The organism is Streptomyces sp. NPDC059909, assembly GCF_042730885.1.
Lineage (GTDB): Bacteria > Actinomycetota > Actinomycetes > Streptomycetales > Streptomycetaceae > Streptomyces.
Map to the genome: position 1 here is coordinate 317141 of NZ_JBHWKX010000002.1, position 24794 is coordinate 341934.

Below are 24794 nucleotides of genomic sequence, written 5' to 3' on the forward strand. Positions count from 1 at the left end.
TCGGAAGTTGCTTCGGGTTTCCTTCGAGTCTGCCTGACAGCCGGAGGGTTGACGGCCGGAACTCGATCATCGGCGTGGCGATTGTGAAGCCGCACCGTAACAGCAGTCCGTTACTCACCGCAATGATCCGAAATGCGCTGTATGCACCCCTATGTGAGTCTGAGGGCGGCCCTGGCCCCTAGACGACACAGGAGGCAGACCATGGCCAAGAACAAGAACCGTGAACGCAAGCCGCAGCCGGGCCCGAGCGCGGAGCGCGGTGCGCAGCAGGCCCGCAGTTCCTCGATGGAAGCCCAGGCCGAACAGCGGGCGACGCATATAGCCACCGGAGATCCGGCCGCCCACAAGGGCCGGCAGAAGCGTTTCGGCCACAACTGAGGCTCCGCGCCGCGTCGACGTATGCGTGAATGCGTGAGGGGCGCACCCTGTGCGGGTGCGCCCCTCAGCTACGCCACAGCGCGTTGGTACCTCCGCGATGCGTATGCGTACGAGTCGCGGGGTCAGCCTGCGAGGCAGGACGGGCCGAGCAGCACCTTCAGATCGCCGAAGAGCGCGGGGTCGGGCTGGACCCGGTGCCGGTCGAGGCGGAGCACGGTGGTCTTGCGGGCGCCCTGGAGCTTGATCCGCACTTCCGTGTTGCCCTTGTGGTGGCCGAGGATCTCGCCGAGCCGGCTGACCATGGGCGGGGTGACCTTCACCGTCGGGATGGTGATCACCACGGGCGCATTGGTGCCTGCCGACGACAGATCGGGGACCATCAGTTCCATCGCGACGAGCCGCGGCACGTCCTCGCGCTTGTCGAGCCGTCCCTTGACGAAGACGACCGTGTCCTCGACGAGCTGTGTGGACACCAGCTGGTACGTCGCCGGGAAGAACATGCACTCGATGGAGCCGGCCAGGTCCTCGACGGTGGCGATCGCCCACGCGTTGCCCTGCTTGGTCATCTTCCGCTGCAGGCCCGAGATGATGCCGCCGATGGTGACGACCGCGCCGTCCGCGTGCTCCCCGCCCGTGAGCTGGGAGATCGCCGCGTCGGTCTTGTCGCTCAGCACGTGCTCGATGCCGAAGAGCGGGTGGTCCGAGACGTACAGACCGAGCATCTCGCGCTCCTGCGCGAGCAGATAGGACTTCTCCCATTCGACGTCGGAGAACTCGACGTCGAGGCCGAAGCCCGGCTCGTCGCTCTCCTCGTCGCCCATGCCGCCGAAGAGGTCGAACTGCCCCTCGGCCTCCTTGCGCTTCACCGCCACCACGTTGTCGATCATGGGCTCGTGCTGGGCGACCAGGCCCTTGCGGGTGTGGCCCATCTCGTCGAAGGCCCCGGCCTTGATGAGCGACTCGACGGTGCGCTTGTTGCAGACGACGGCCTCGACCTTGTCGAGGAAGTCGGGGAAGGAGGTGTACTTCCCCTTCGATTTACGGCACTTGATGATCGAGTCCACGACGTTCTGTCCGACGTTCCGGACGGCCGTCAGGCCGAAGAGGATGACGTCGTCGCCCTGGGCCGCGAAGTTCGCCTCGGACTCGTTCACATTGGGCGGCAGGACCTTGATGCCCATGCGGCGGCACTCGTTCAGATAGACCGCGGACTTGTCCTTGTCGTCCTTGACCGAGGTCAGCAGCCCCGCCATGTACTCGGCGGGGTGGTTGGCCTTGAGGTAGGCCGTCCAGTACGAGACCAGGCCGTACGCGGCGGAGTGGGCCTTGTTGAAGGCGTAGCCGGCGAAGGGGACCAGCACGTCCCACAGGGCCTGGATGGCCTCGTCGCTGTAGCCGTTCTTGCGGGCGCCCGCCTGGAAGATCGTGAAATTCTTCGCGAGCTCCTCGGGCTTCTTCTTGCCCATGACGCGGCGGAGGATGTCGGCCTCGCCCAGCGAGTACCCGGCGATGATCTGGGCGGCCTTCTGCACCTGCTCCTGGTAGACGATCAGGCCGTAGGTGACGTCCAGGACCTCCTTGAGGGGGGCCTCCAGCTCCGGGTGGATCGGGGTGATCTCCTGCTGGCCGTTCTTGCGCAGGGCGTAGTTCGTGTGCGAGTTCATGCCCATCGGGCCCGGCCGGTACAGGGCCGAGACGGCGGAGATGTCCTCGAAGTTGTCGGGCTTCATCAGCCGCAGCAGGGACCGCATGGGGCCGCCGTCGAACTGGAAGACGCCGAGGGTGTCGCCGCGCTGGAGCAGTTCGAAGGTCGTCGGGTCGTCGAGCGGGAGGCTGAGGAGATCGATGTCGATCCCCTTGTTGGCCTTCACCATCTTGACGGCGTCGTCCATGATCGTGAGGTTGCGCAGGCCCAGGAAGTCCATCTTGAGCAGGCCGAGCGACTCACAGCTCGGGTAGTCCCACTGTGTGATGGTGACGCCGTCGGTGTGCCTGACCCAGACGGGGACGTGCTCGGTGATGGTCTCGCTGGACATGATCACGCCGGCGGCGTGCACACCCATCTGCCGGACCAGGCCCTCGACGCCGCGCGCGGTGTCGATGACCTTCTTCACGTCCGGCTCGTTCTCGTACATCCCGCGGATCTCGCCGGCCTCGCTGTAGCGCGGGTGGCTGGAGTCGAGGATGCCGGAGAGCGGAATGCCCTTGCCGAGGACGTCGGCGGGCATCGCCTTCGTGAGCCGGTCGCCCATCGCGTACGGGTAGCCCAGCACCCGGGCGGAGTCCTTGATCGCGTTCTTGGCCTTGATGGTGCCGTACGTGCCGATCATGGCGACCTTGTCGGCGCCGTACTTCTCGGTCACGTACCTGATCACTTCGACGCGCCGACGCTCGTCGAAGTCGATGTCGACATCGGGCATGGAGACGCGCTCGGGGTTGAGGAAGCGCTCGAAGATCAGACCGTGCGGGATGGGGTCGAGGTCGGTGATGCCCATCGCGTACGCCACGATCGAGCCGGCCGCGGAGCCACGGCCGGGGCCGACCGCGATGCCGTTCTCCTTCGCCCACATGATGAAGTCGGCGACGACGAGGAAGTACCCCGGGAACCCCATCTGGATGATGACGTCCATCTCGTACTCCGCCTGCTTCTGGCGGTCCTCGGGGATGCCGCCGGGGAAGCGGCGCTCCATGCCGCGCCGGACTTCCTCCTGGAACCAGGTGACCTCGGTGTAGCCCTCGGGGATGTCGAACTTCGGCATGAGGTTCTTCGCCTCGAACATGCCGGAGGTGTCGATCTGCTCGGCGACCAGCAGGGTGTTGCGGCAGCCCTCCTGCCAGGCGTCGGACGAGTCGATCGCGTACATCTCGTCGGTCGACTTCAGGTAGTAGCCGGTGCCGTCGAACTTGAAGCGGTCCGGGTCCGAGAGGTTCTTGCCCGTCTGGATGCAGAGCAGCGCGTCATGGGCGCCCGCCTCGTGCGCGTACGTGTAGTGAGAGTCATTGGTGACGAGCGGCGGGATGCCGAGCTTCTTGCCGATCTCGAGGAGGCCGTCGCGGACGCGGCGCTCGATCTCGATGCCGTGGTCCATCAGCTCCAGGAAGTACCGGTCCTTGCCGAAGATGTCCTGGTACTCGGACGCGGACTTCAGGGCCTCGTCGAACTGGCCGAGGCGCAGCCGGGTCTGCAGTTCGCCGGAGGGGCAGCCGGTGGAGGCGATCAGGCCCTCGGACCACTGGGAGATGGTCTCCTTGTCCATACGGGGCCACTTCTGCAGCCAGCCCTCGGCGTACGCGTCCGAGGACAGCCGGAAGAGGTTGTGCAGACCGGTCTGGTTCGCCGCCCAGATCGTCTTGTGGGTGTAACCACCCGAACCGGAGACGTCGTCCTTCTTCTGGTGCGGCTGGCCCCACTGGATCTTCCGCTTGTTCCGCCGGGACTCCGGGGCGACATACGCCTCGATACCGATGATCGGGGTGATTCCGGCTTTCTTGGCGGAATGGAAGAAGTCGTACGCACCGTGGAGGTTGCCGTGGTCGGACATGGCGATGTGCGTCATGCCCATCTCGTTGCAGGCGTTGAACATGTCCTTGAGCCGCGCGGCACCGTCCAGCAGGGAGTACTGGGTGTGGACGTGAAGGTGCGTGAAGGGCGGCTTGGTCACGGCGGAAGGCCTCCGGCAAACGTGGGACGACAGGCTGCGGACAGTCTGGGTGGACAGCGTGGAAGTCTATGCCTCCGCACCGACAAACGGGGGCGGCGCGGAGCGCCTCGATGAGGGGTGGTGGTCGGGCGACGGGTTGGGCGGTCGGGCACTCAGGACTACCTTCGTGCGTTGAGGGTCACGGAGCACCTGTCCCATTTGTCATGTACCGCTTGCACCAGGAGGCACTCAGCAATGTCGGTCCACCAGCCCACGGCTGACGAGCGCGGCGAGGAGATCCTCGCCGTCTTCGGCACCGCCTTCGGCGAGCTCCTGGCCGCCGACCCGGCTGCGTTCCGGGTGAAGTTCCGCAAGATGGCGGCCTCCGCATTCGCCTTCTACCGGGGCACGGCGTGCCTCTTCTACGCCGACCTGGAGCGCGAGCAGAACGGCGGCCCGTACCTGGACGAGCGCACGAGCCGGGTGTGGATCCACGGCGACCTCCACGCCGAGAACTTCGGCACGTACATGGACGCGAACGGCCGGCTGATCTTCAACGTCAACGACTTCGACGAGGCCTACGTCGGCCCCTTCACCTGGGACGTCAAGCGGCTGTCCGCCTCACTCGCGCTGATCGGCTACACGAAGGCGCTCAGCGACGAGCAGATCACCGACCTGGTGCGGGTCTACGCCGCCGCCTACCGTGAGCGCATCAGCGCGCTCGCGACCGGCGCCAAGAACGACGAGGTGCCGCCCTTCACCCTGGACACGGCCGATGGCCCGCTGCTGGAGGCGCTGCGCAGCGCCCGGGCGCTGACCCGCTTCGGGCTGCTGGACTCGATGACGGAGATCCGTGACTACGAGCGTCGCTTCACGGAGGGCGGTGGCGCGATCGAGCTGGACGCCGCGACGCGGTACAAGGTGCTGGCCGCCTTCGACGGCTATCTGGAGACCCTGCCCGAGTCGAGCCTGTCGCGCCCGGACTCGTACCGGGTGAAGGACGTCGTCGGGCGGCGCGGCGTGGGCATCGGGTCGGCCGGCCTGCCCTCGTACAACATCCTGCTGGAGGGCAACAGCGACGCCCTCGAGAACGATGTCGTGATCTACATGAAGCAGGCCCAGACCCCAGCGGTGTCCCGGCACATGACCGACGAGCGGGTCCGGGGCTACTTCCAGCACGAGGGCCACCGCACGGTGATCTCGCAGCGCGCGCTCCAGGACCACGCCGACCCGTGGCTGGGCTGGACGGAACTGGACGGGGCGGGCCAGCTGGTCGCGGAGGTCTCGCCGTACGCGGTGGACCTGGACTGGTCGGACATCGACGACCCGGAGGAGATCGCCGCGACCGTGGCGGACCTCGGCCGGGCGACGGCCACGATGCACGCGGCGGCTGACGACGAGAGCGGACACTCGCTGGTGCCGTTCTCCACGGAGCGGGCCATCGACGCGGCGATCGCGGCGGACGAGGACGGCTTCGGGGACCTGCTGGTGGACTTCGCGCACAGCTACGGTGCGCGGGCACGGGCCGACCACCAGATCTTCGTGGACCTCTTCCGGAACGGAAGGATCCCCGGCCTGCGGTAGGCGCGGCCGGATCCTTTGGGGCCGCTTACAGCGGCCCATGGCACACTCCTTCAGCAATGGATGTATCACGGGCGCGGCTCAGGGGGCTGCGGGCAGCGATCTTCACGGCACTCGTCGTGACGCTGTCCGTGGCTTCCCATGTGCTGCTCTCCCATGTGGCTCTGCCCTTGATCACCGTCGGCGCCGTCGCCGCCGGTGTGTTCCTGATCGCGTACGCCCTGGCCGGCCGCGAGCGCGGGTACGGGCCGATCGCCGCCGCGCTCGTGCCGCTGGAGCTGGCGGCGGACACCGTGTTCACCACCGGCCAGCACGTCTGTTACGGCGCCGCGGGCGGACCGGTCGCCGGTTCGCTGCGCTCGGTCGGAGTGGACGTGCTGTGCGGCGGCGTCGGTGTCGGCGAGCCGCTGCCCGGTGTGGCCACGGGCGGAGGGCGCCTCGCCACGCTGCTCAACTCCCCCGATCCCTCCGTGCCCTGGCTGCTGCTGGCCGCGCATGTGTCGGTCGGGCTGCTCGCCGCGGCCTGGCTGCGGCACGGCGAGTCGGCGCTCGCGGGTCTGCTGCGGGCCGTGGCAGCGTTCGCCTTCAGGCCGCTGCTGATCGCCGTGGCCGCCGTGGGTGCGGGCACCGGGCAGGTGCGCCGCGCGGTCCTGCCCGCCGGCCGGCCGCGCCAGGTCCCGACCCGCCTTCTCGTGCACTCCGTGGGACGGAGGGGACCGCCGCTCCAGGCCTTCGCCCTTGCCTGAGAGCAGCAGTCCCCTCCCGAACCGAACCATCCACCACGGAGCAAACGATCATGAGTGCACGCAACAGCCAGGCCAACAAGGCAGCCGCCCGCGAGCGCCTCCGCGCGGAGCGCGAGCGCCAGGCCAAGAAGGACAAGGTCAGGCGGCAGATCATCGTCGGCGTCTCGATCGTCGGCGTACTGGCCGCCGCGGGCGGCATCGGCTACTTCGTCATGCAGGCGAACAAGCCCACCGCGTGGGAGGCCGCCAAGGACGCGAAGGTCGTCCGGCCGAAGAACACCGAGGGCGACAACGGCACGACCGTCGTCATCGGCAAGCCGGCCGCGACGAAGACGCTCGAGCTGTACGAGGACTCGCGCTGCCCGATCTGCGCGACCTTCGAGCAGGCGGCCGGCGAGACGGTCAAGAAGGACGTCGACGCCGGAAAGTACAAGATCAAGTACATCGGCGCGACCTTCATCGACAAGAGCGACAACGGCGAGGGCTCGAAGAACGCCCTCTCCGCGCTGGGCGCGGCGCTCAACGTGAGCCCCGACGCCTTCATGGAGTACAAGGCCGCCCTCTACTCCGCGAAGTTCCACCCGGAGGAGCGCGACGACAAGTTCGCCAAGGACGACTACCTCATCGAGGTGGCGGACTCGGTGCCCGCGCTGAAGAACAACGCGGCCTTCCAGAAGGCCGTCAAGGACGGCACGTACGACGCCTGGGCGCTGAAGATGTCCGCCACTTTCGACGCCAGCGGTGTGGAGGGCACGCCGACGCTGAAGATGGACGGCAAGAAGCTCACCGTCGAGGGCAGCGACAACACGCCGATGACGGTGGAGCAGTTCAACGCCGCCATCGACAAGGCCCTCAAGGGCTGACCCGGCCCCTGCCGCCGGGCCCAGCGTGGGCCGTGTACCGGGAATCGCCCGGTACACGGCCCACGTGCCGTCCACGGCCACGCCGACCGAGTGACTGACCGACCGTCGGGCAACTCCGGGCGGCCGACTGCCGACGGGCAGGCGAACTTTCCTGAATTCGCCTGCCCGTTCGCCTTACCGGTCAGTAGTCTGACCGGCCGTGACCAGTAGACTCACCACAACTCCCAGCCGCCGCACGGTCGTCAAGGCCGCTGCCGCCACCGCTGTAGCCACCACCGCTGTCGCCGCGCCCGTTCTCGCGGCCGCCTCCACCGCCGCTGCCGACGAGCAGGGTCCCGCCTTTCTCCATGGTGTCGCCTCGGGCGACCCGCTCTCCGACGGTGTGCTCCTGTGGACCCGGGTCACGCCGTCCCCGGACGCCGTGCCCGGCTCCGGCAAGGGCCCGGACACCGAGGTGAGCTGGGAGGTCGCGGAGGACAAGGGCTTCGCCCGGGTCGTCGCCCGCGGCCGGACCACCGCCACCGCAGCCTCCGACCACACCGTCAAGGTCGATGTGAGGGGCCTGCGCAGCGCCGCCGTCCATTACTTCCGCTTCACCGCCGGCACCGCCGTCTCCCCCGTGGGCCGCACCCGCACCGCGCCGGCCGCCGACGCCGCCGCGCCCGGTGTGCGCTTCGGGGTGGTCTCCTGCGCCAACTGGGAGTCCGGCTACTTCTCGGCGTACCGCCACCTGGCGGCCCGCGCCGACCTGGACGCGGTCCTGCACCTCGGCGACTACATCTACGAGTACGCCACCGGCGGCTACCCGCAGGAGAAGTACGTCGTACGGCAGCACGAGCCGAGGAACGAGATCCTGACGCTCGCCGACTACCGCACCCGGCACGGCAAGTACAAGACCGACGCCGATCTGCAGTCGCTGCACGCCGCCCACCCGCTCATCGCGATATGGGACGACCACGAGATAGCCAACGACGCCTGGTCGGGCGGTGCCGAGAACCACACCCCGGGCACCGAGGGCGACTACGCGGCCCGTGCCGCGGCCGCCAAGCGGGCGTACTTCGAGTGGATGCCCGTGCGCGCCTCGACAGAGGGCACGGTCTACCGCCGGCTGCGCTTCGGCAAGCTGGCCGATCTGCATCTGCTGGACCTGCGTTCGTTCCGCTCGCAGCAGGCGTCCGTGGGCAGCGGCTCGGTCGACGACCCGGAGCGCTCGATCACGGGCCGCGCCCAGCTCGACTGGCTCAAGTCGGGCCTCGCGTCCTCGGACGCGACCTGGAAGCTGGTCGGCACGTCGGTGATGATCTCGCCGGTCGCCTTCGGTTCCGTGCCCGCCCATCTGCTGGGGCCGATCGCCGAGCTGCTCGGCCTGCCCAAGGAGGGGCTCGCCGTCAACGTGGACCAGTGGGACGGCTACACGGACGACCGCAAGGAGCTGCTGAAGCACCTGACGGACCGCGGGATCAGGAACACCGTCTTCCTCACCGGCGACATCCACATGGCGTGGGCCAACGACGTCCCGGTGAAGGCCGCCACGTATCCGCTGTCGCCGTCGGCGGCGACCGAGTTCGTGGTGACCTCGGTGACCTCCGACAACCTGGACGACATCCTGCATGTCGCCCCGGGCACGGTCTCGCTGGTGGCACAGGCCGCGGTCAGGGCGGCCAACCGCCATGTGAAGTGGCTCGACATGGACAGCCACGGGTACGGCGTCCTCGATGTGACCGCCGAGCGCTCGCAGATGGACTACTACACGCTCTCCGACAGGGCGAAGGCCGATGCGACGGCTGCCTGGGCCCGCTCGTACCGGACGCTCAGTGGAACGCAGAAGGTCGAGCGCGTGAACCAGCCGGTGCTCTGAGGGCTAATTTCAGCCACTCCATGATCTGTTAACACCGCATCACATCACGACAACGGGTGGTGTGTTCCGCAGCACAAAGGCGGACACACCACCCGTCGCTCCATCCCCATTCGTTACATGTAGATCTCAAGCCCCGGGCGCGGCCGAAAGTTTTCTCCCCGATGCCCCCAATTGCTCAAGGAATGATTGGGCTTGATCAATCCTCAACGAGATCTGACATGCCCCCGTAATCTCCCCGCGGTGGCCAAGATGGCCCCCTTCACAACCCCCCGCGAGGAGACACCATGCGTGCTCTTGCCCGTATATCCCCACGTCTGCGCCACCGCGCACTCGGTACGGCAATCATGGCCGGAACCCTGGCCATCGCTCCGCTCTCCGCCCCGACCGGTATCGCCGCCGCCAAGGCCCCCGCCGCCTCGTACGCCACCGAGGACTGCGCGGAGGACGGTGCGAGCGCCTCCGCCCGTGAGTCCCGTCCGTCGGGTTCCGGCCACGCGCACGAGCCCAACGAGGTCACCGAGGCCAAGGCCCAGGCCATGGACGCGGACCTGAGGAAGAGACTCGATGCGGCGCGAATGAGCGCCCGCGGGCTCTCCGTCGCCGCGTCGACCACCATCCCGGTCTACTTCCACGTCATCCACGACGGCGCCACCGGCAAGCTCAGCGCCACCGACGTCAGCAACCAGATGGCGGTCCTCAACGCGGCCTTCGGCGGCCAGGGCACCGGCAACACCGACTCCACCTTCCAGTTCTCGCTCGCCGCCACCGACTACACGGACAACGCGACCTGGTACAACCTGAGCTCCGGTTCCACCGCCGAGAGGAACATGAAGTCCACCCTCCGCAAGGGCGGCGCCGGCGCGCTGAACATCTACACCGCCAACCTCGGCGGCGGTCTGCTCGGCTGGGCGACCTTCCCGTCGTCGTACAACTCCAGCCCGTCCATGGACGGTGTGGTGGTGCTCGACACCTCACTGCCCGGTGGCTCGGCCGCCAACTACAACGAGGGCGACACCGCCACCCACGAGGTGGGCCACTGGATGGGGCTCTACCACACCTTCCAGGGCGGCTGTAACGGCAACGGCGACTACGTCGCCGACACCCCGGCCGAGAAGAGCGCCGCGTACCAGTGCCCGACCGGCCGCGACACCTGTGTCAACAAGACCGGGGTCGACCCGATCCACAACTTCATGGACTACACCTACGACAACTGCATGTACCAGTTCACCTCGGGCCAGGTGCAGCGGATGAAGGACAGCTGGACCGCATACCGGGCGGGCTGACACCGGCCTCCTCTAACCTGGCGCCATGAGTGCGCCGGGGGACGTGGTCGACGGGCGGTTCGAGCTGATCGAGCGGCTCGGCAGCGGAGGCATGGGCACGGTGTGGCGAGCTCGCGACACCGTGCTCCACCGCGAAGTCGCCCTGAAGGCGGTCAGATCCGACGCGGGGGCGTCCGGCGCCGTGCGCGAGCGTGTGCTCCGCGAGGCCCGGGCGCTCGCGCGGCTCAGCCACCCGCATGTGGTGACGGTCCATCACATCGTGGACACCGGGCCGGAGCCGCATCCGTGGATCGTGATGGAGCTGGTGCCGGGCCTCTCGCTCCAGGACCGGCTCGACCAGGGCCCGCTGGCCCCGGCGGAGGCGGCGCGCATCGGCCGCCAGGTGCTCTCCGCCCTGAGCGCCGCGCATGCGGCGGGCATCCAGCACCGGGACGTCAAGCCCGCCAACGTTCTGCTGCGGCCCGACGGCAGTACGGTGCTCACCGACTTCGGCATCGCGGCGCTGCAGGGTTCGGCCTCCCTGACCGCGACCGGCGAGCTGATCGGCTCCCCCGAGTACATCGCACCGGAACGGGTACGGGGCCGCGACGACGATCCTTCCTCCGACCTCTGGTCGCTGGGGCTCGTGCTGTACGTGTGCGCAGAAGGCGTCAGCCCGCTGCGCCGGGCGACGACCCTGGCGACGCTCGCGGCCGTGCTCGACGACCCGGTGCCCCCGCCGGTGCGCTCCGGGCAGCTCGCGCCCGTCCTGCAGGCGCTGCTCGTACGCGACCCGGCCGCACGGCCCGACGCGGCGCGGCTGGACGCGATGCTGGCGCAGGTGGAAGCGGGCGCGACGCCGTACTGGGCACAGCCCACGATGACGACGGCGGTGCCGCCGGGGCCGGTACCGCCCGTCCCCACGCAACTGGACAGTCCGCGGCCGACGGTCCCGCAGCCGCAGCCGCCCCACGTGCCCGACCGTCGGGGCAGCCGTACGCCCGTCGTCGTCGCCGTGATCGCGGTGGCCGTGGCGATCACGGCGGCGAGCGCGCTCGTGCTGGCGCTGCGCGATCCCGGGACGGGGACGACCACGGGGGGCGCGAAGGGCTCCGGCGGCGCGTCCGCCAGTACGAGTACGGCCCCTGCCACGCCGGTGTCGAGCACGCCTCCGAGCCCCTCCCCCACGCCGGCGCCCACCGCGACGCCGACTCCCACGCCCACTCCGAGCGACGTCCCGGGCCCGCCTCCGGGCCGGTGGATCGCCCAGCTCTTCTCCGAGCCCGTCGGCTCCGGCACGGCCGCCCGGGACCGGCGCCTCGCCAACGTCCGCAGGACCGTTCCCGAGGCCGGGTTCCTGCGCAGCGACGACTACGCCTCGCTGCGTCCGGGCTACTGGGTCGTCTACGCCCCGGGGCCGTTCGCCGACGGCCGGGCTGCGCTCGCACTCTGCGCCGAGCGCGGCCGGACGTCCGCGAACACGTGCATCGGCCGCTATCTCAGTACGAGTTCGGCCGATTTCGGACTGCAGTGCCGTCCGCCCGCGCGCAGCCCGTCGGGCCGCTGCACTCGGTCCTAGGGAGGGCTCGCGGAGCCTACAGCGTCTCCAGGAACCCGAGCGCCACCCGCCAGGTCTGCTCGGCGGCGTCCTGGTCGTAGTCGGGCAGGTCAGGGTCGGTGTACAGATGCCCGGCGCCCGGGTAGCGGTGGACCTCGACATCGGCGCCCGCCCTGCCCATCTGCAGGTACCAGGCGGTCAGCCAATCGTGCGGCTCCATCGGATCGGGGTCGGCGACATGCAACTGCACGGGCAGTCCGTCGGCCTTGGCGTCCGCCGCGATGTCGGACGTGCCGTGCAGCAGGAGCAGCCCGCGGGTCTTCTCGTCGCCGAGCGCCAGGTTCTGGGCGACCGCAGCTCCCAGCGAGAAGCCCGCGTAGACGAGGCCCCGCTCGGACAGGGGTGCCGCGGCCACGATCGCCCGCTTCAGAAGCTCGTCCAGGCCGACCTCGTTCTTGTGGGCCCTGGCCTCCTCGAGGGTCGCGAACTCACGGCCTTCGAAGAGATCGGGCGTCCACACCTCGTGCCCGGCGGCGCGCAGCCGGTCCGCCGCGGCCCGTACGGCAGGGCGGAGTCCGAAAGTCGAATGGAAAAGCATGATGTCCATGCGGTCAGGTTACGTTCGAGACATGGAGAACGTACTGCGCCCGTTGATCGTTTTGGGCGGCTCGATCGTGCTCACGCTGGTGGTGGGATGGCTGGTCGACCTACTGCTGCGCCGGGCCGACGACCGGCACACCGAGACCCCGCTCTGGGGTCTGCTGCGCCGCTGCCGCGTCCCGTTGCAGGTCGCGCTCGGCGCGGCGCTGCTCAGAGGGACGTTCCGGCAGGCCGAGTTCGGCGTCGTCGACGAGCACGCGGCGGGCATCGGGCAGGTGCTGACCCTGGTGCTGATCGGGGCCTCGGCCTGGCTGGTGGTGCGGATCGCGACCGCCGTCGTCGAGTCCTCGTACACGCGCTACGCCGCGGCGACCCGCGATCCGGCCCGGGTGCGCCGCGTCCGTACGCAGGTGACGCTCATCCAGCGGATCGTCATCGCGGTGGTGGGGGTGGTGGCGGTCGCCGCCATGCTGCTGACCTTCCCCGCGATGCGGACGGTCGGCGCGTCCATGCTCGCTTCGGCCGGCGTCCTCGGCATCGTCGCCGGTATCGCCGCCCAGTCGACGCTGGGCAATCTCTTCGCGGGGCTGCAGATCGCGTTCGGCGACATGGTGCGGATCGGCGACACGGTCGTCGTGGACGGCGAATGGGGGACGGTCGAGGAGATCACGCTGACGTTCCTGGCGGTGCGGACCTGGGACGAGCGGCGGATCACGATGCCGGTCTCGTACTTCACCAGCAAGCCGTTCGAGAACTGGTCGCGCGGCGGGGTCCAGATGACCGGAACGGTCTTCTTCCATCTGGACCACTCCGCGCCCGTGCACGAGATGCGCGAGAAGCTCCACGACGTCCTGCGCGAGTGCACGGCGTGGGACGGCCGCGACTGGTCGCTCGCCGTCACGGACACCACCCCGTCCACGATGGTGGTGCGGGCCGTCGTCACGGCGAAGGACGCGGACGACGTGTGGACGGTGCGGTGCGCGGTCCGCGAACAGCTGATCGCCTGGCTGTGCGACCGCCATCCGTACGCGCTGCCGCGCATCGTCACGGCCCACGCGGCGGCCCCGCCCCTCGAGCACCCGGAGCACGCGGACCTGGGCGACGGCCATCACCGCACGGGCCGGGGCTGATTCCGCGGGGGCTGATCCCGCGCGCGCCGGCACTCCGCTCAGTGGCCGCGTTCCGCGCCGCCGTTGACCTGGATGACCTGGGCGGTGATGTGGCCGGCGGCCGGTGAGGCGAGCCAGTGCAGGGTCTGGGCCACATCGCCGGGGTGGCCGACCCGCCCGGTGGACGTCTCCGAGATGAGTGCCTTGCGGCGCTCCTCGGGGAGTTCGCCGCCGAAGAAGTCCGTCTCCTCGACGAGCCCGGGTGCCACGAGGTTCACGGTGATGCCGCGCGGCCCGAGTTGGCGGGCGAGATCGAACGCGTACGGGTGGAGGGCGGCCTTGGACGCGGCGTACGCACCCGAGCCGGAGCCCCGGTACGCGGCGATGGAGCTCAGGAACAGCACACGGCCGCCGGGGGTGGCCAAATGATCCTTGAGCGCCTCGGTGAGCAGGGTGGCCGTGAGCGTGTTCAGCCGGAAGTTGACCGTCCAGTCGTGGGCGACGGCCTCCAGCGGGTCCTCGAAGCCGGGCCGCGGCTCCAGTCGTCCGTTGCCACCGGCGCTGTGCACCAGCACGTCGACGGTGCCGAACTCCCGCGCCACGAACTCCGCGGCACGGCGGGCGCCTTGGGGCTCACTGAGGTCGGCGGCGCAGTAGAGGGCCCCGGGGACCCGGTCGGCGGCCCGCGCGAGCACCTCTTCGCGCCGGCCGAGCAGCACCACCTGCTCGCCGCCCGCGGCGAACACCTCCGCCGCCGCGAACCCGATGCCGGTACCACCACCACTGATCACCACGGTGCGCGCCATACCTTGATCATACGACCGGCCCCCGCCGATCGGGGGCTACGACGGCCTCGGCGTCGGAGGCGGCTGCGCAGGCGGCCGGCGGACGCTGCGTACGTCGTCAGCGGAGACTGCGCACGTCCAGCTGGCGCAGGACGCGGTCCACGACCTCGGGGTCGGCGCCCGGCTCGCTGCGGGCGGCGAGCACCTCGTGGCGGGCGGCGGACAGCATTTCGCGCTGGACGCGAAGGAGGGTCTCCTGCCGCTCGGCGCGTTTGGCGAACCATTCGCGACGCTCCTCGTCGACGATGTCCGGACTGATGCGGATCCCGATGTCGTACGCCACTCGGTGCAGCCGCTCGGAGATCTCCTCCGGCACCTCCTCGACCTCCTCGATCTCCTTCAGCCGGTGCTTCGCCGCCCGGGCCGCGCGCAGCGAGAGGTCCCGTTCGCGTGCCTGCTCGACGTCCGTGTCGGCCCGTACGCCGAGGCGTTTCACCAGCCAGGGGAGGGTGAGCCCCTGCACGACGAGCGTGGTCATGATCACCGCGAAGGCGATGAAGATGATGTCGTCACGAGCCGGGAAGGGCGAGCCGTCGTCGGTCCGCAGCGGAATCGCGAGAGCCAGCGCGACCGAGGCCACGCCCCGCATCCCCGACCACCACATGACGATGGTCTCGCGCCGGCCGACGGGGATCTCCTCGTCGTAGTCGCGCCGCTTGTGCAGCCGCTTCGTGAGCCAGGTGGCGGGCAGCAGATACAGCAGCCGTACGCCGACGACGACCGCGACGACCAGCGCGGACCACTCGAGCAGCTCGGCCCCGCGGCCGTCGGCGGTGCCGAAGACGCTGTGGAGCTCGAGCCCGATGAGGCCGAAGGCGACCCCGGTGACGAGGGTGTCCACGATCTGCCAGAACGCGTTCCCCGCGAGCCGCCAGATGACCGCGTCCGCGTCGACGGCGTTCTCGGCGAGATAGAGCGCGGTGACGAGGACGGCCAGCACGCCCGACCCCAGCAGCTCCTCCGCGAGCACATAGCTGACGAACGGCACGAGGAGGGTCAGCCCGATCTGCAGGGTCGCGTCGCCGAGCAGCCCCATGAGCCGGTTGGAGAGCCAGCCGAGCGAAAGACCGACCACCACTGCCACCACCGCGGAGAGCACCAGCTGCCCGGCGGCCTCCGGCCAGGAGAACGTCCCGCTGACCGCCGCCGCGATGGCCACGTGGTAGAGCACGATCGCGGTGACGTCGTTGAAGAGCCCTTCGCCCTCCAGGATCGACACCAGCCTGCGGGGCAGCCCGAGGGCGCCCGCGACTGCGGTGGCGGCGACCGGGTCGGGCGGGGCGACGAGCGCGCCGAGTGCGACGGCGGCGGCGATCGGCAGCCCTGGAACGACGGCGTTCGCGACGGCCGCGACCGCCGCCGTCGTGACGAAGACCAGCGCGACGGCGAGCAGCAGGATGGGCCGGATGTTGGCGGTGAACTGCCGCCAGGAGGTGCGCTGCACGGCGGCGTACAGCAGGGGCGGCAGCAGGAGCGGAAGGATGTACTCGGGCGGAACGGCGACGTTCGGTACGAAGGGCAGGAGGGCGAGGACCGCCCCGACGAGGGTCATCAGCACGGGCGCGGGCAGCCCGAGCCGCTGCCCGAGCGGCACGGTGACCACGGCCCCCAGCAACAGCACGAACAGCAGGGCCAGTTGGTCCACGGGCGCGGCCTTCCGGGGGTCCGAGCATCGACGGTCAGCCCGTCAAGGCTCCCACGCGCTTCCCCCGAATCCCGGCAATCGCCCTGCTCCTGGGTGGCCCTGATGCCCCCTCAGCACCCAGCCCACGTCAAGCCCGAGCACCGCTCGACGACGGCCCGGGGTGCCCACTCAAGCCCGTCCGGCGCATGAGGACGGACACCCGGGCCGGCGGCGGTACCGGCTCATCCCGAGGTCCGGCGCCTGAGGACGGGACACGGGCCACCCGGCGGTACCGGACCGCCTCGCAGCCCGGCCGAAGGCCGTACGGGGCCCGGGGGCAGCGCCCCCGTTACAGGGGCCGTCGCATCGCGCGGTGCGGAATGCCCGCGTCCGGGAATTCCGGCCCGTACGCCTCGTATCCGAGCCGCTCGTAGAACCCCAGCGCATGGGTCTGGGCGTGGAGGTCGACCGCCGTGAGACCACGGGCCCGGGCCGACTCCTCGATCGCGCGGACCAGCGCCGCGCCGACGCCGAGGCCGCGGGCGGCGCGGGTGACCGCGAGGCGGCCGAGGGAGCCGACCGACGGGTCGGGCAGGAGGCCCGTCAGGAGGCGGCCCGTGCCGAGGGGCCCGTCGGGGCCGACCGCCAGCAGATGCACCGCGTCCGCGTCGTGCGCGTCGTACTCGATGTCCTCGGGCACACCCTGCTCGACGACGAAGACCTCCTTGCGCACCGCGAAGCATGCCTCGCGGTCGGCCGCGTCCACGGCCTCCCGTACGACGAAACCCGTGCTCACGCGCTCTCCGCGGCAATCCTGTCCAGTGCGGCCTGCAGGTCCTCGGGGTACTGGCTCTCGAACTCGACCCACCGGCCGTCCGACGGGTGCTCGAAGCCGAGCCGCACCGCGTGCAGCCACTGCCGGGTCAGCCCGAGCCGCCGCGCCATCGTCGGGTCGGCACCGTATGTGAGATCGCCCACACACGGGTGCCGGTGGGCGGACATGTGCACCCGGATCTGGTGCGTACGGCCCGTCTCCAGCTTGATGTCGAGCAGCGACGCGGCCCGGAACGCCTCGATCAGGTCGTAGTGCGTGATGGAGGGCTTGCCTTCCGCGGTCACGGCCCACTTGTAGTCGTGCTGGGGGTGGCGCCCGATGGGAGCGTCGATCGTGCCGCTCAGCGGGTCCGGGTGGCCCTGCACCAGCGCGTGGTAGCGCTTGTCGACCGTGCGGTCCCGGAACTGCTGCTTCAGCAGCGTGTACGCCCGCTCCGACTTCGCGACCACCATCAGCCCGGACGTCCCGACGTCCAACCGGTGCACGATGCCCTGCCGCTCCGCCGCGCCCGACGTGGAGATCCGGTACCCCGCCGCCGCGAGCCCGCCGATGACGGTCGTCCCCGTCCAGCCCGGGCTCGGGTGCGCGGCCACGCCGACCGGCTTCACGATCACGACGATGTCGTCGTCGTCGTGGACGATCTCCATGCCCTCGACCGGCTCGGCCACGATCTGCACCGGCGCCGGCGCCTGCGGCATCTCGACCTCGAGCCAGGCGCCGCCGCTGACGCGCTCGGACTTTCCTACGACCGCGCCGTCGACCTGGACCTTGCCCGCGGCTGCCAGCTCGGCCGCCTTCGTACGGGAGAAACCGAACATGCGGGAGATGGCGGCGTCGACGCGCTCGCCCTCCAGGCCGTCGGGTACGGGCAGGGTGCGGGTTTCGGGAAGGGTACTCACCCGTCGAGTATGCCTTGTCAGTCCTTGTGGACGGTTCCGTCGGGGTCCAGGCCCTTGAAGGACAGGATCACGATGAGGATGCCGCCGCACACGATCGCCGAGTCCGCGAGGTTGAAGACGGCGAAGTGGGCGGGCGCGATGAAGTCGACGACCGCGCCTTCGAACACACCGGGTGACCGGAAGATCCGGTCCGTGAGGTTGCCCAGCGCACCGCCCAGCAGCAGCCCGAGCGCGATGGCCCACGGCAGGCTGTAGAGCTGGCGCGCCAGCCGTGCGATCACCACGATCACCGCGGCCGCGATGATCGTGAAGATGACGGTGAAGGCCTCGCCGAAGCCGAAGGCCGCACCGGGATTGCGTACCGCCTCGAACTTCAGCAGCTCGCCGATGATCTGGATCGGCTCCCGGTGTTCGAGCTTCTCCACCACGATCATCTTGCTGCCGAGGTCCAGCAGGTAGGCCACGGCGGCCACCGCGAACAGCGCGAAGATCCGGCGCCTGCCCTTCGGCTGCTCGGCAGGAGCCGCAGCCTCGTCGTCGTCAACGCCCGGCGTACCGATGATGCGCTCCGCCTCTGCCACGTGAGTCCCTCAACCTAGGTGCCTGACTGGTGACGAGGGTACGACACGCACGTGCGGACCCTGCCGCCGCGACCTGCTCGGCCGCGATCGGCTCCCGACTGGCTCCCGGCCCGCTTCCGACCGGCCCCTGACCGGGGCCGGGCCGGCATCGCCGCGGTCCCTGCGTCGTTCCCCGCATCCGCAGCACCGCGGTGGCTGCGGCGCCGCGGCGGGCTCAGGCCCGCCGCTCCTGCTTCTGCTTGTCCTCCACGCACAGGGTCGCCCGCGGGAACGCCTGCATACGCGCCTTGCCGATCGGCTTTCCGCAGATCTCGCAGAGGCCGTACGTGCCCGTGTCGAGGCGGTACAGCGCCCGCTCGGTCTGCTCGAGCATCTCGCGGGCGTTGTTGGCGAGTGCCATCTCGTGCTCGCGCGTGATGTTCTTGGCGCCGGTGTCGGCCTGGTCGTCGCCCGCGCCGTCCCCGGAGTCCCGCATCAGCCCGGTCAGCGCCTCCTCGGAGTGGCTGATCTCGTCGCGCAGCTTGGCCATCTCGCTCTCGAGCTCGGCGCGCGCCTCGGCGACCTCCTCCGGTGTCCACGGGTCCTCGCCCGGGCGCACCGCCAGTTCCTCGGGGGCCGTCGCGGCGGCGACGCGGCCCGGTGGCACCGCCGTCGCGATGCCGTCCCCGCCGGTTGAGGCACTGGCCGCGGTCTTCTTCGCTCCCACCGTCCTGGCTCCCGTCTGCTTGGCGGCCTCGGCCGCCTCCTTGGCCGCCGTCCTGGCGGCCTTCCTGGCACCGGCGCCTGTCGTCGTGGCAGCCGCCGACCTCTTCGTCTTCGCCGGCGCCTTGGGGGCCGCCGCTCCGGTGGACGCCGTGGAGCGCCCTGCCGGCTCGTTCCTCTCCGCTGTCGTGGTCCTTGTGGTCCGGGCGGTCTTCCTGGCGGTCTTCTTCGCCGCCGGACTCTCCTTCGCCGCCCGGGGCTCCTTCGCGGCCGTCTCCTTCTCGGCCGCGGGCTTCTCGGCCGCGGGCTTCTTCCCGGCCGGGCCCTTCTTCGCGTGCGTGGCCTTCTTGACGGCCTTCTTCGCAGGTGCCGCGGCCTTCACCTCCGTCGCGTCGTGCGCGTTCACACCGGACGCGTCGGCCTTCGCCACCCGTCCGGTGCCCGGGTTCCTCTTCGCGACAGTGCTCTTCTTGCCGTTCGTATCCTTGGCCGCCGCCCGCGCGGCGGCAGTGGACCTCGCGGACGCCGTCTTCTTCACGGCGGTCTTCTTCGCCACCATGGCCGCGGCCCCTTCACATATTGTGATCTTGCTCGCGAATCGTGCTGGGACGATAAATCGACCCCAGCTCCGCGGCAACGGGGCACGCCGCCGGTCGGACCCGCCCCGCGCCTGCCCCAACGCGAGCCTGCATCCGTTGTGCCCAGCTCCCCGCCCCGTAATCCGCCACGCGGGCCCCTCCCGAGCGCGCCCCGCTCCGTATGCCCATTCGGGTCACACGGAAATCCGGTCTGCCCCGTGGCGGCCGGGCCCTTACACTGGGCGGAGCGAAAGGCGTGGATGGGGACCAGTAGCGTCGTACGCAGCCATGAGCGACCCGGGGACGGTGCGAGCCCGGGGGCGAGCGCGACGTGAACAATCACCCCGGAGCCGTCGGAAGAAAGCCCGCTGGTGACAGCGGGTGAGTAGAACCGGCATCGCGACCCCAATGAGGGGGCTCACCGGTCTCGGCCGGCGGGCCAAGGAGGGTGGTACCGCGGGAGCGCAGCGCATCGGCTCTCGTCCCTCCGACGGAAGAGACACAGTCCGTTGGAGGAGCCCGTACATGACGCCGCCGCCTCAGTACCGTCAGGTACCCGCCCAGGTCGACCTGCCCGCCCTCGAGCACGCGGTGCTCGACTTCTGGCGGGACAACAAGGTCTTCGCAAAGAGCCTCGAGCAGTCCGAGGGACGCCCGGAGTGGGTGTTCTACGAGGGCCCGCCCACTGCCAACGGCATGCCCGGCGCGCACCACATCGAGGCCCGCGTCTTCAAGGACGTCTTCCCGCGGTTCCGCACGATGCGGGGCTACCACGTGGCCCGCAAGGCCGGCTGGGACTGTCACGGCCTGCCCGTCGAGCTCGCGGTCGAGAAGGAGCTCGGCTTCAGCGGCAAGAAGGACATCGAGGCCTACGGCATCGCGGAGTTCAACGCGAAGTGCCGTGAGTCCGTTGCCCGCCACACGGACGCCTTCGCCGACCTGACGACCCGCATGGGCTACTGGGTCGATCTCGACGAGGCGTACTGGACCATGGACCCCGAGTACATCGAATCGGTCTGGTGGTCGCTGAAGGAGATCTTCAAGAAGGGCCTGCTGGTCCAGGACCACCGGGTCGCCCCGTGGTGCCCGCGCTGCGGCACCGGCCTGTCGGACCACGAGCTGGCGCAGGGCTACGAGACGGTCGTCGACCCGTCCGTGTTCGTGCGCTTCCCGCTGACCTCGGGACCGCTGGCCGGCGAGGCGTCGCTGCTCGTCTGGACGACGACCCCCTGGACGCTGGTCTCGAACACCGCGGTGGCGGCACACCCCGAGGTCACGTATGTCGTGGCGACGAACGGCGAGGAGCAGCTCGTCGTCGCCCAGCCGCTGCTGGAGAAGGCGCTCGGCGAGGGCTGGGAGGCCACCGGCCGGACGTTCACGGGCGCCGAGATGGAGCGCTGGACGTACGAGCGTCCCTTCCGGCTCGTCCCCTTCGACCAGCCGGCCCACTACGTCGTCAACGCCGAGTACGTAACGACCGAGGACGGTACGGGTCTGGTCCACCAGTCCCCCGCCTTCGGTGAGGACGACCTCAAGGTCTGCCGCGCCTACGGCCTGCCGGTCGTGAACCCGGTCCGCCCCGATGGCACCTTCGAGGAGGACGTGCCGCTGGTCGGCGGCGTCTTCTTCAAGAAGGCCGACGAGGCGCTCACCAAGGACCTGGACGAGCGCGGCCTGCTCTTCAAGCACATCCCGTACGAGCACAGTTACCCGCACTGCTGGCGCTGCCACACGGCGCTGCTCTACTACGCGCAGCCGTCCTGGTACATCCGTACGACCGCGATCAAGGACCGGCTCCTCGAGGAGAACGAGCGCACGAACTGGTTCCCCGACTCGGTCAAGACCGGCCGCTACGGGGACTGGCTCAACAACAACATCGACTGGGCGCTGTCGCGCAACCGCTACTGGGGCACGCCGCTGCCGATCTGGCGGTGCGAGGAAGGCCATCTGACGTGCGTCGGCTCGCGCGCCGAGCTGACGGAGCTGACGGGTACGGACCAGTCGTCCCTGGACCCGCACCGGCCGTTCATCGACGACGTCGCCTTCCCGTGCCCGGAGTGCTCCGCGACGGCGACGCGCGTTCCCGAGGTCATCGACGCCTGGTACGACTCGGGCTCGATGCCGTTCGCGCAGTGGGGCTACCCGTACAAGAACAAGGAGATCTTCGAGAAGCGATACCCGGCGCAGTTCATCTCGGAGGCGATCGACCAGACCCGCGGCTGGTTCTACACGCTGATGGCCGTCGGCACGCTGGTCTTCGACAAGTCCTCGTACGAGAACGTCGTGTGCCTCGGCCACATCCTCGCCGAGGACGGCCGCAAGATGTCCAAGCACCTGGGCAACATCCTGCAGCCGATCCCGCTGATGGACCAGCACGGCGCGGACGCCGTGCGCTGGTTCATGGCGGCCGGCGGGTCGCCGTGGGCGGCGCGACGGGTGGGTCACGGCACGATCCAGGAGGTGGTGCGCAAGACGCTGCTCACGTACTGGAACACGGTGGCCTTCCAGGCGCTCTACGCCCGTACGTCGGGCTGGGCGCCCTCGGACTCCGACCCGGCGCCGGCCGACCGCACGGTGCTCGACCGCTGGCTGCTGTCCGAGCTGCACGCGCTGGTGGATCAGGTGACGCTGGCGCTGGAGGCGTACGACACCCAGCGCGCGGGCAAGCTGATCTCCTCGTTCGTCGACGACCTGTCGAACTGGTACGTGCGGCGCTCGCGCCGCCGCTTCTGGCAGGGCGACGCGGCCGCGCTCCGCACGCTCCATGACGTGATCGAGACCGTCACGCGGCTGATGGCCCCGCTGACCCCGTTCATCACCGAGCGGGTCTGGCAGGACCTGATGGTGCCGGTGACACCGGACGCGCCGGAGTCGGTGCACCTGTCGACCTGGCCGGAGGCCGATCTGTCGGCGATCGACCCGACGCTGTCCCAGCAGATGGTGCTGGTCCGGCGGCTCGTGGAGCTGGGCCGGGCGACGCGTGCGGAGTCCGGTGTGAAGACCCGCCAGCCGCTGTCGCGGGCGCTGGTGGCGGCTGCGGGCTTCGAGTCGCTCTCGCCGGACCTGCACGCGCAGATCACGGAGGAGCTGAACGTCTCGTCGCTGGCGTCACTGAGCGAGGTCGGCGGTTCGCTGGTCGACACGACGGCCAAGGCCAACTTCCGCGCTCTGGGCAAGCGCTTCGGCAAGGGCGTGCAGGACGTGGCCAAGGCGGTCGCCGCGGCGGACGCGGCGGCGCTGTCCCTGGCGCTGCGCTCCGGCTCCGCGTCGGTGACGGTGAACGGCGAGGAGGTGACCCTCTCCCCGGAGGAGGTCATCATCACGGAGACCCCGCGCGAGGGCTGGTCGGTGGCCTCCGACCAGGGCGCGACGGTCGCCCTGGACCTGGAGATCACTCCGGAGCTGCGGCTCGCGGGCCTGGCCCGTGACGCGATCCGCCTGATCCAGGAAGCGCGCAAGAACAGCGGCCTGGACGTCGCGGACCGCATCGCCCTCCGCTGGTCCTCCGACGACCCCGAGGTCACGACCGCGCTCACGGACCACGCGTCCCTGATCGCGGACGAGGTCCTGGCGACGGACTTCGCTCGGGGCGAGGCCGACGCCTCGTACGGCGAGCCCTTCACCGACGAGGGCCTGTCCCTGACCTTCCGCCTCCGCAAGGCATAAGCCCCCGGCGAACGGGCCCGGGCGACCATGTGTCGCCCGGGCCCTTGTTCTTTCCCCGTCCCTTCCCGAACTGTGGCTCCTTGGAGCCCGTCCGGCGACTGAGGACGGGCACCCGGGCCGATCGGGCAGTACCGGTCACGTTCCCGGGGTCCGGGGGCTTGCCCCCGGCTCGGGAAGGGGCGGGGCTGGGGCAGAGTCCGGTACGCGGCTCCGTCGCATGGGCCCGCCGCGGGCACACCCGCACCCGCACGCAGCGCGCGCAAAAGGGCCGGGCCCGGGACCACATGGTCCCGGGCCCGGCCCTGAGTGCCTGCCGACGGCTACGCGCTCATCGCGCGGCAGCCCGCCGTCAGTTGTCGTCCTCGTCGATGAGGAAGCCCCTCATCGGCGACGGAGCCTGCTGCATCGGCGGACCCTGCGGCCGCACCGGTGCCATCGGCTGGGTCATCGCCGGGGACATCTGCTGCTGGCCGCCGTACGACGGACCGGCGGGCGAAGGCCCGTGACCGCCCATCGTCTGGTTGCCGCCGTAGGACGGAGCGCTCGCGCCGGCCGGAGCCATGGAAGGCGCCGGGGACGGCGGCAGCGACGCCGTCGCGGGGGTCCGCGGCGGGGCCAGGGAGTCGTCCGCCTGGGTCTCCAGCTGACGCAGCTGGCTCTCCAGGTACGACTTCAGCCGCGTGCGGTACTCGCGCTCGAAGCCGCGCAGGTCCTCGACCTTGCGCTCCAGCGTGGCGCGGGCCGACTCCAGCGAGCCCATCGCGACGCGGTGCTTCTCCTGCGCGTCCCGCTCCAGCGCGTCCGCCTTGGCACGGGCGTCCCGCTCCAGGCCCTCGGCGCGCGAACGCGCCTCGCCGACGATCTTGTTGGCCTCGGAACGGGCCTCCGCGATCGCCTGGTCGGCAGTCTGCTGAGCCAGCGAAAGGACACGCGCGGCGCTGTCGCCACCCGGGCCCTGCTGGGGCATCTGCGGGCCGTGACCGCCCATGGGGCCGCCCATCGGGCCACCCATGGGACCGCCCTGCATCGGGCCGGGGCCCATCGGACCACCCTGCGGGTGACCCTGCGGACCGTGACCACCGTGACCACCGTGACCACCATGACCACCGGGGCCGGCGGGCAGCTGCGGAGCACCACCGGGCAGCTGGGGCGGACCCATCTGCGGGGGCTGCTGCTGGACCGGCGGTCCGGATATGGCGGCGGGGACGGGTGCACCCGGACCACGGCCGTCCTGCGGCTCCGGCGGCTTGCGCATACCCTGCTGCTGCTGGTTCTGCGCGGCCGCGCGGGTCGCCGCGGCCAGCTTGGCCCGCAGGTCCTCGTTCTCGCGGAGCAGTCGCGTCAGCTCCGCCTCGACCTCGTCAAGGAAGGCATCGACCTCGTCCTCGTCATAGCCTTCTCGGAGGCGGACGGTCGTGAACTGCTTGTTCCGCACGTCCTCGGGGGTCAGCGGCATCTCTTCTTCACC

The 24794-nt window shown here is 70.3% G+C and carries 18 protein-coding genes; 9 read left to right on the forward strand and 9 right to left on the reverse strand.

Annotation, left to right across the window (positions count from 1 at the left end; all coding sequences use genetic code 11):
* Nucleotides 1–201: 201 nt before the first annotated feature.
* Complete coding sequence (locus ACFV9O_RS03510) at nucleotides 202–378, forward strand: hypothetical protein (protein ID WP_385411656.1); 177 nt, start codon at nucleotides 202–204, stop codon at nucleotides 376–378.
* 122 nt (nucleotides 379–500) lie between these two features.
* On the opposite strand, the gene dnaE is transcribed toward ACFV9O_RS03510, so the two are convergent.
* Nucleotides 501–4040 carry a DNA polymerase III subunit alpha gene (gene dnaE / locus ACFV9O_RS03515; RefSeq protein WP_385411659.1) on the reverse strand — a complete coding sequence of 1180 codons (3540 nt, stop codon included), beginning with the start codon at nucleotides 4038–4040 and terminating at the stop codon, nucleotides 501–503.
* A gap of 234 nt (nucleotides 4041–4274) precedes the next feature.
* On the opposite strand from dnaE, the gene ACFV9O_RS03520 reads away from it, so the two are divergent.
* From ACFV9O_RS03520 to ACFV9O_RS03545, 6 genes are all read left to right on the forward strand, one after another.
* The gene (locus ACFV9O_RS03520; RefSeq protein ID WP_385411662.1) at nucleotides 4275–5603 is read left to right on the forward strand and encodes a DUF2252 domain-containing protein; all 1329 of its coding nucleotides are present in this window, start codon (nucleotides 4275–4277) and stop codon (nucleotides 5601–5603) included.
* A gap of 56 nt (nucleotides 5604–5659) precedes the next feature.
* Complete coding sequence (locus ACFV9O_RS03525; RefSeq protein ID WP_385411664.1) at nucleotides 5660–6346, forward strand: hypothetical protein; 687 nt, start codon at nucleotides 5660–5662, stop codon at nucleotides 6344–6346.
* A gap of 50 nt (nucleotides 6347–6396) precedes the next feature.
* The gene (locus ACFV9O_RS03530; RefSeq protein ID WP_385411666.1) at nucleotides 6397–7209 is read left to right on the forward strand and encodes a DsbA family protein; all 813 of its coding nucleotides are present in this window, start codon (nucleotides 6397–6399) and stop codon (nucleotides 7207–7209) included.
* A 199-nt stretch (nucleotides 7210–7408) separates the two neighbouring features.
* Nucleotides 7409–9067 (forward strand): alkaline phosphatase D family protein, encoded by a 1659-nt coding sequence (locus ACFV9O_RS03535; RefSeq protein ID WP_385411669.1) that lies wholly within the window; start codon nucleotides 7409–7411, stop codon nucleotides 9065–9067.
* 284 nt (nucleotides 9068–9351) lie between these two features.
* Nucleotides 9352–10350: a zinc metalloprotease gene (locus ACFV9O_RS03540; protein WP_385411672.1), complete on the forward strand. Its 999-nt coding sequence runs from the start codon at nucleotides 9352–9354 to the stop codon at nucleotides 10348–10350.
* A gap of 25 nt (nucleotides 10351–10375) precedes the next feature.
* Nucleotides 10376–11908, forward strand: a complete 1533-nt coding sequence (locus ACFV9O_RS03545; protein WP_385411675.1) for a serine/threonine-protein kinase — start codon at nucleotides 10376–10378, stop codon at nucleotides 11906–11908.
* Nucleotides 11909–11924: 16 nt separating this feature from the next.
* Here the strand turns inward: ACFV9O_RS03545 and ACFV9O_RS03550 are convergent, their stop codons facing one another.
* Nucleotides 11925–12494, reverse strand: coding sequence for a dienelactone hydrolase family protein (locus tag ACFV9O_RS03550; RefSeq protein WP_385411677.1), 570 nt, complete (start codon nucleotides 12492–12494; stop codon nucleotides 11925–11927).
* Nucleotides 12495–12516: 22 nt separating this feature from the next.
* Here ACFV9O_RS03550 and ACFV9O_RS03555 point away from each other — a divergent pair, with 22 nt between their 5' ends.
* Nucleotides 12517–13617, forward strand: coding sequence for a mechanosensitive ion channel family protein (locus tag ACFV9O_RS03555; RefSeq protein ID WP_385411680.1), 1101 nt, complete (start codon nucleotides 12517–12519; stop codon nucleotides 13615–13617).
* A 38-nt stretch (nucleotides 13618–13655) separates the two neighbouring features.
* Here ACFV9O_RS03555 and ACFV9O_RS03560 read toward each other — a convergent pair whose 3' ends face one another.
* The 6 genes from ACFV9O_RS03560 to ACFV9O_RS03585 form a co-directional block, all read right to left on the reverse strand.
* Complete coding sequence (locus ACFV9O_RS03560; protein ID WP_385411683.1) at nucleotides 13656–14402, reverse strand: SDR family NAD(P)-dependent oxidoreductase; 747 nt, start codon at nucleotides 14400–14402, stop codon at nucleotides 13656–13658.
* A 97-nt stretch (nucleotides 14403–14499) separates the two neighbouring features.
* The gene (locus ACFV9O_RS03565) at nucleotides 14500–16086 is read right to left on the reverse strand and encodes a Na+/H+ antiporter (protein WP_385411686.1); all 1587 of its coding nucleotides are present in this window, start codon (nucleotides 16084–16086) and stop codon (nucleotides 14500–14502) included.
* A 328-nt stretch (nucleotides 16087–16414) separates the two neighbouring features.
* Entirely contained in the window at nucleotides 16415–16861 is a 447-nt protein-coding gene (locus tag ACFV9O_RS03570) for a GNAT family N-acetyltransferase (RefSeq protein ID WP_385411689.1), read from the reverse strand.
* Nucleotides 16858–17799 (reverse strand): RluA family pseudouridine synthase, encoded by a 942-nt coding sequence (locus ACFV9O_RS03575; RefSeq protein WP_385411691.1) that lies wholly within the window; start codon nucleotides 17797–17799, stop codon nucleotides 16858–16860. Before ACFV9O_RS03575 ends, ACFV9O_RS03570 begins: the two co-directional genes overlap by 4 nt.
* Nucleotides 17800–17816: 17 nt before the next feature.
* Complete coding sequence (lspA, locus tag ACFV9O_RS03580) at nucleotides 17817–18380, reverse strand: signal peptidase II (protein WP_385411694.1); 564 nt, start codon at nucleotides 18378–18380, stop codon at nucleotides 17817–17819.
* Between the two features lie 214 nt (nucleotides 18381–18594).
* Nucleotides 18595–19641: a TraR/DksA family transcriptional regulator gene (locus tag ACFV9O_RS03585; RefSeq protein ID WP_385411696.1), complete on the reverse strand. Its 1047-nt coding sequence runs from the start codon at nucleotides 19639–19641 to the stop codon at nucleotides 18595–18597.
* A 544-nt stretch (nucleotides 19642–20185) separates the two neighbouring features.
* Between ACFV9O_RS03585 and ileS the strand changes: the two genes are divergently transcribed.
* Complete coding sequence (gene ileS, locus ACFV9O_RS03590) at nucleotides 20186–23326, forward strand: isoleucine--tRNA ligase (protein WP_385411698.1); 3141 nt, start codon at nucleotides 20186–20188, stop codon at nucleotides 23324–23326.
* Nucleotides 23327–23675: 349 nt separating this feature from the next.
* Here ileS and ACFV9O_RS03595 read toward each other — a convergent pair whose 3' ends face one another.
* Complete coding sequence (locus tag ACFV9O_RS03595; RefSeq protein ID WP_385411701.1) at nucleotides 23676–24782, reverse strand: DivIVA domain-containing protein; 1107 nt, start codon at nucleotides 24780–24782, stop codon at nucleotides 23676–23678.
* Nucleotides 24783–24794 lie beyond the last annotated feature (12 nt).

What these genes read in the sequence shown, in the direction of transcription:
- ACFV9O_RS03510 (WP_385411656.1), top strand. Translation starts at nt 202, where the DNA reads ATGGCCAAGAACAAGAACCGTGAACGCAAGCCGCAGCCGGGCCCGAGC.
- ACFV9O_RS03520 (WP_385411662.1), top strand. Translation starts at nt 4,275, where the DNA reads ATGTCGGTCCACCAGCCCACGGCTGACGAGCGCGGCGAGGAGATCCTC.
- ACFV9O_RS03525 (WP_385411664.1), top strand. Translation starts at nt 5,660, where the DNA reads ATGGATGTATCACGGGCGCGGCTCAGGGGGCTGCGGGCAGCGATCTTC.
- ACFV9O_RS03530 (WP_385411666.1), top strand. Translation starts at nt 6,397, where the DNA reads ATGAGTGCACGCAACAGCCAGGCCAACAAGGCAGCCGCCCGCGAGCGC.
- ACFV9O_RS03540 (WP_385411672.1), top strand. Translation starts at nt 9,352, where the DNA reads ATGCGTGCTCTTGCCCGTATATCCCCACGTCTGCGCCACCGCGCACTC.
- ACFV9O_RS03545 (WP_385411675.1), top strand. Translation starts at nt 10,376, where the DNA reads ATGAGTGCGCCGGGGGACGTGGTCGACGGGCGGTTCGAGCTGATCGAG.
- ACFV9O_RS03550 (WP_385411677.1), bottom strand. Translation starts at nt 12,494, where the DNA reads ATGGACATCATGCTTTTCCATTCGACTTTCGGACTCCGCCCTGCCGTA.
- ACFV9O_RS03555 (WP_385411680.1), top strand. Translation starts at nt 12,517, where the DNA reads ATGGAGAACGTACTGCGCCCGTTGATCGTTTTGGGCGGCTCGATCGTG.
- ACFV9O_RS03560 (WP_385411683.1), bottom strand. Translation starts at nt 14,402, where the DNA reads ATGGCGCGCACCGTGGTGATCAGTGGTGGTGGTACCGGCATCGGGTTC.
- ACFV9O_RS03585 (WP_385411696.1), bottom strand. Translation starts at nt 19,641, where the DNA reads ATGGTGGCGAAGAAGACCGCCGTGAAGAAGACGGCGTCCGCGAGGTCC.
- ileS (WP_385411698.1), top strand. Translation starts at nt 20,186, where the DNA reads ATGACGCCGCCGCCTCAGTACCGTCAGGTACCCGCCCAGGTCGACCTG.
- ACFV9O_RS03595 (WP_385411701.1), bottom strand. Translation starts at nt 24,782, where the DNA reads ATGCCGCTGACCCCCGAGGACGTGCGGAACAAGCAGTTCACGACCGTC.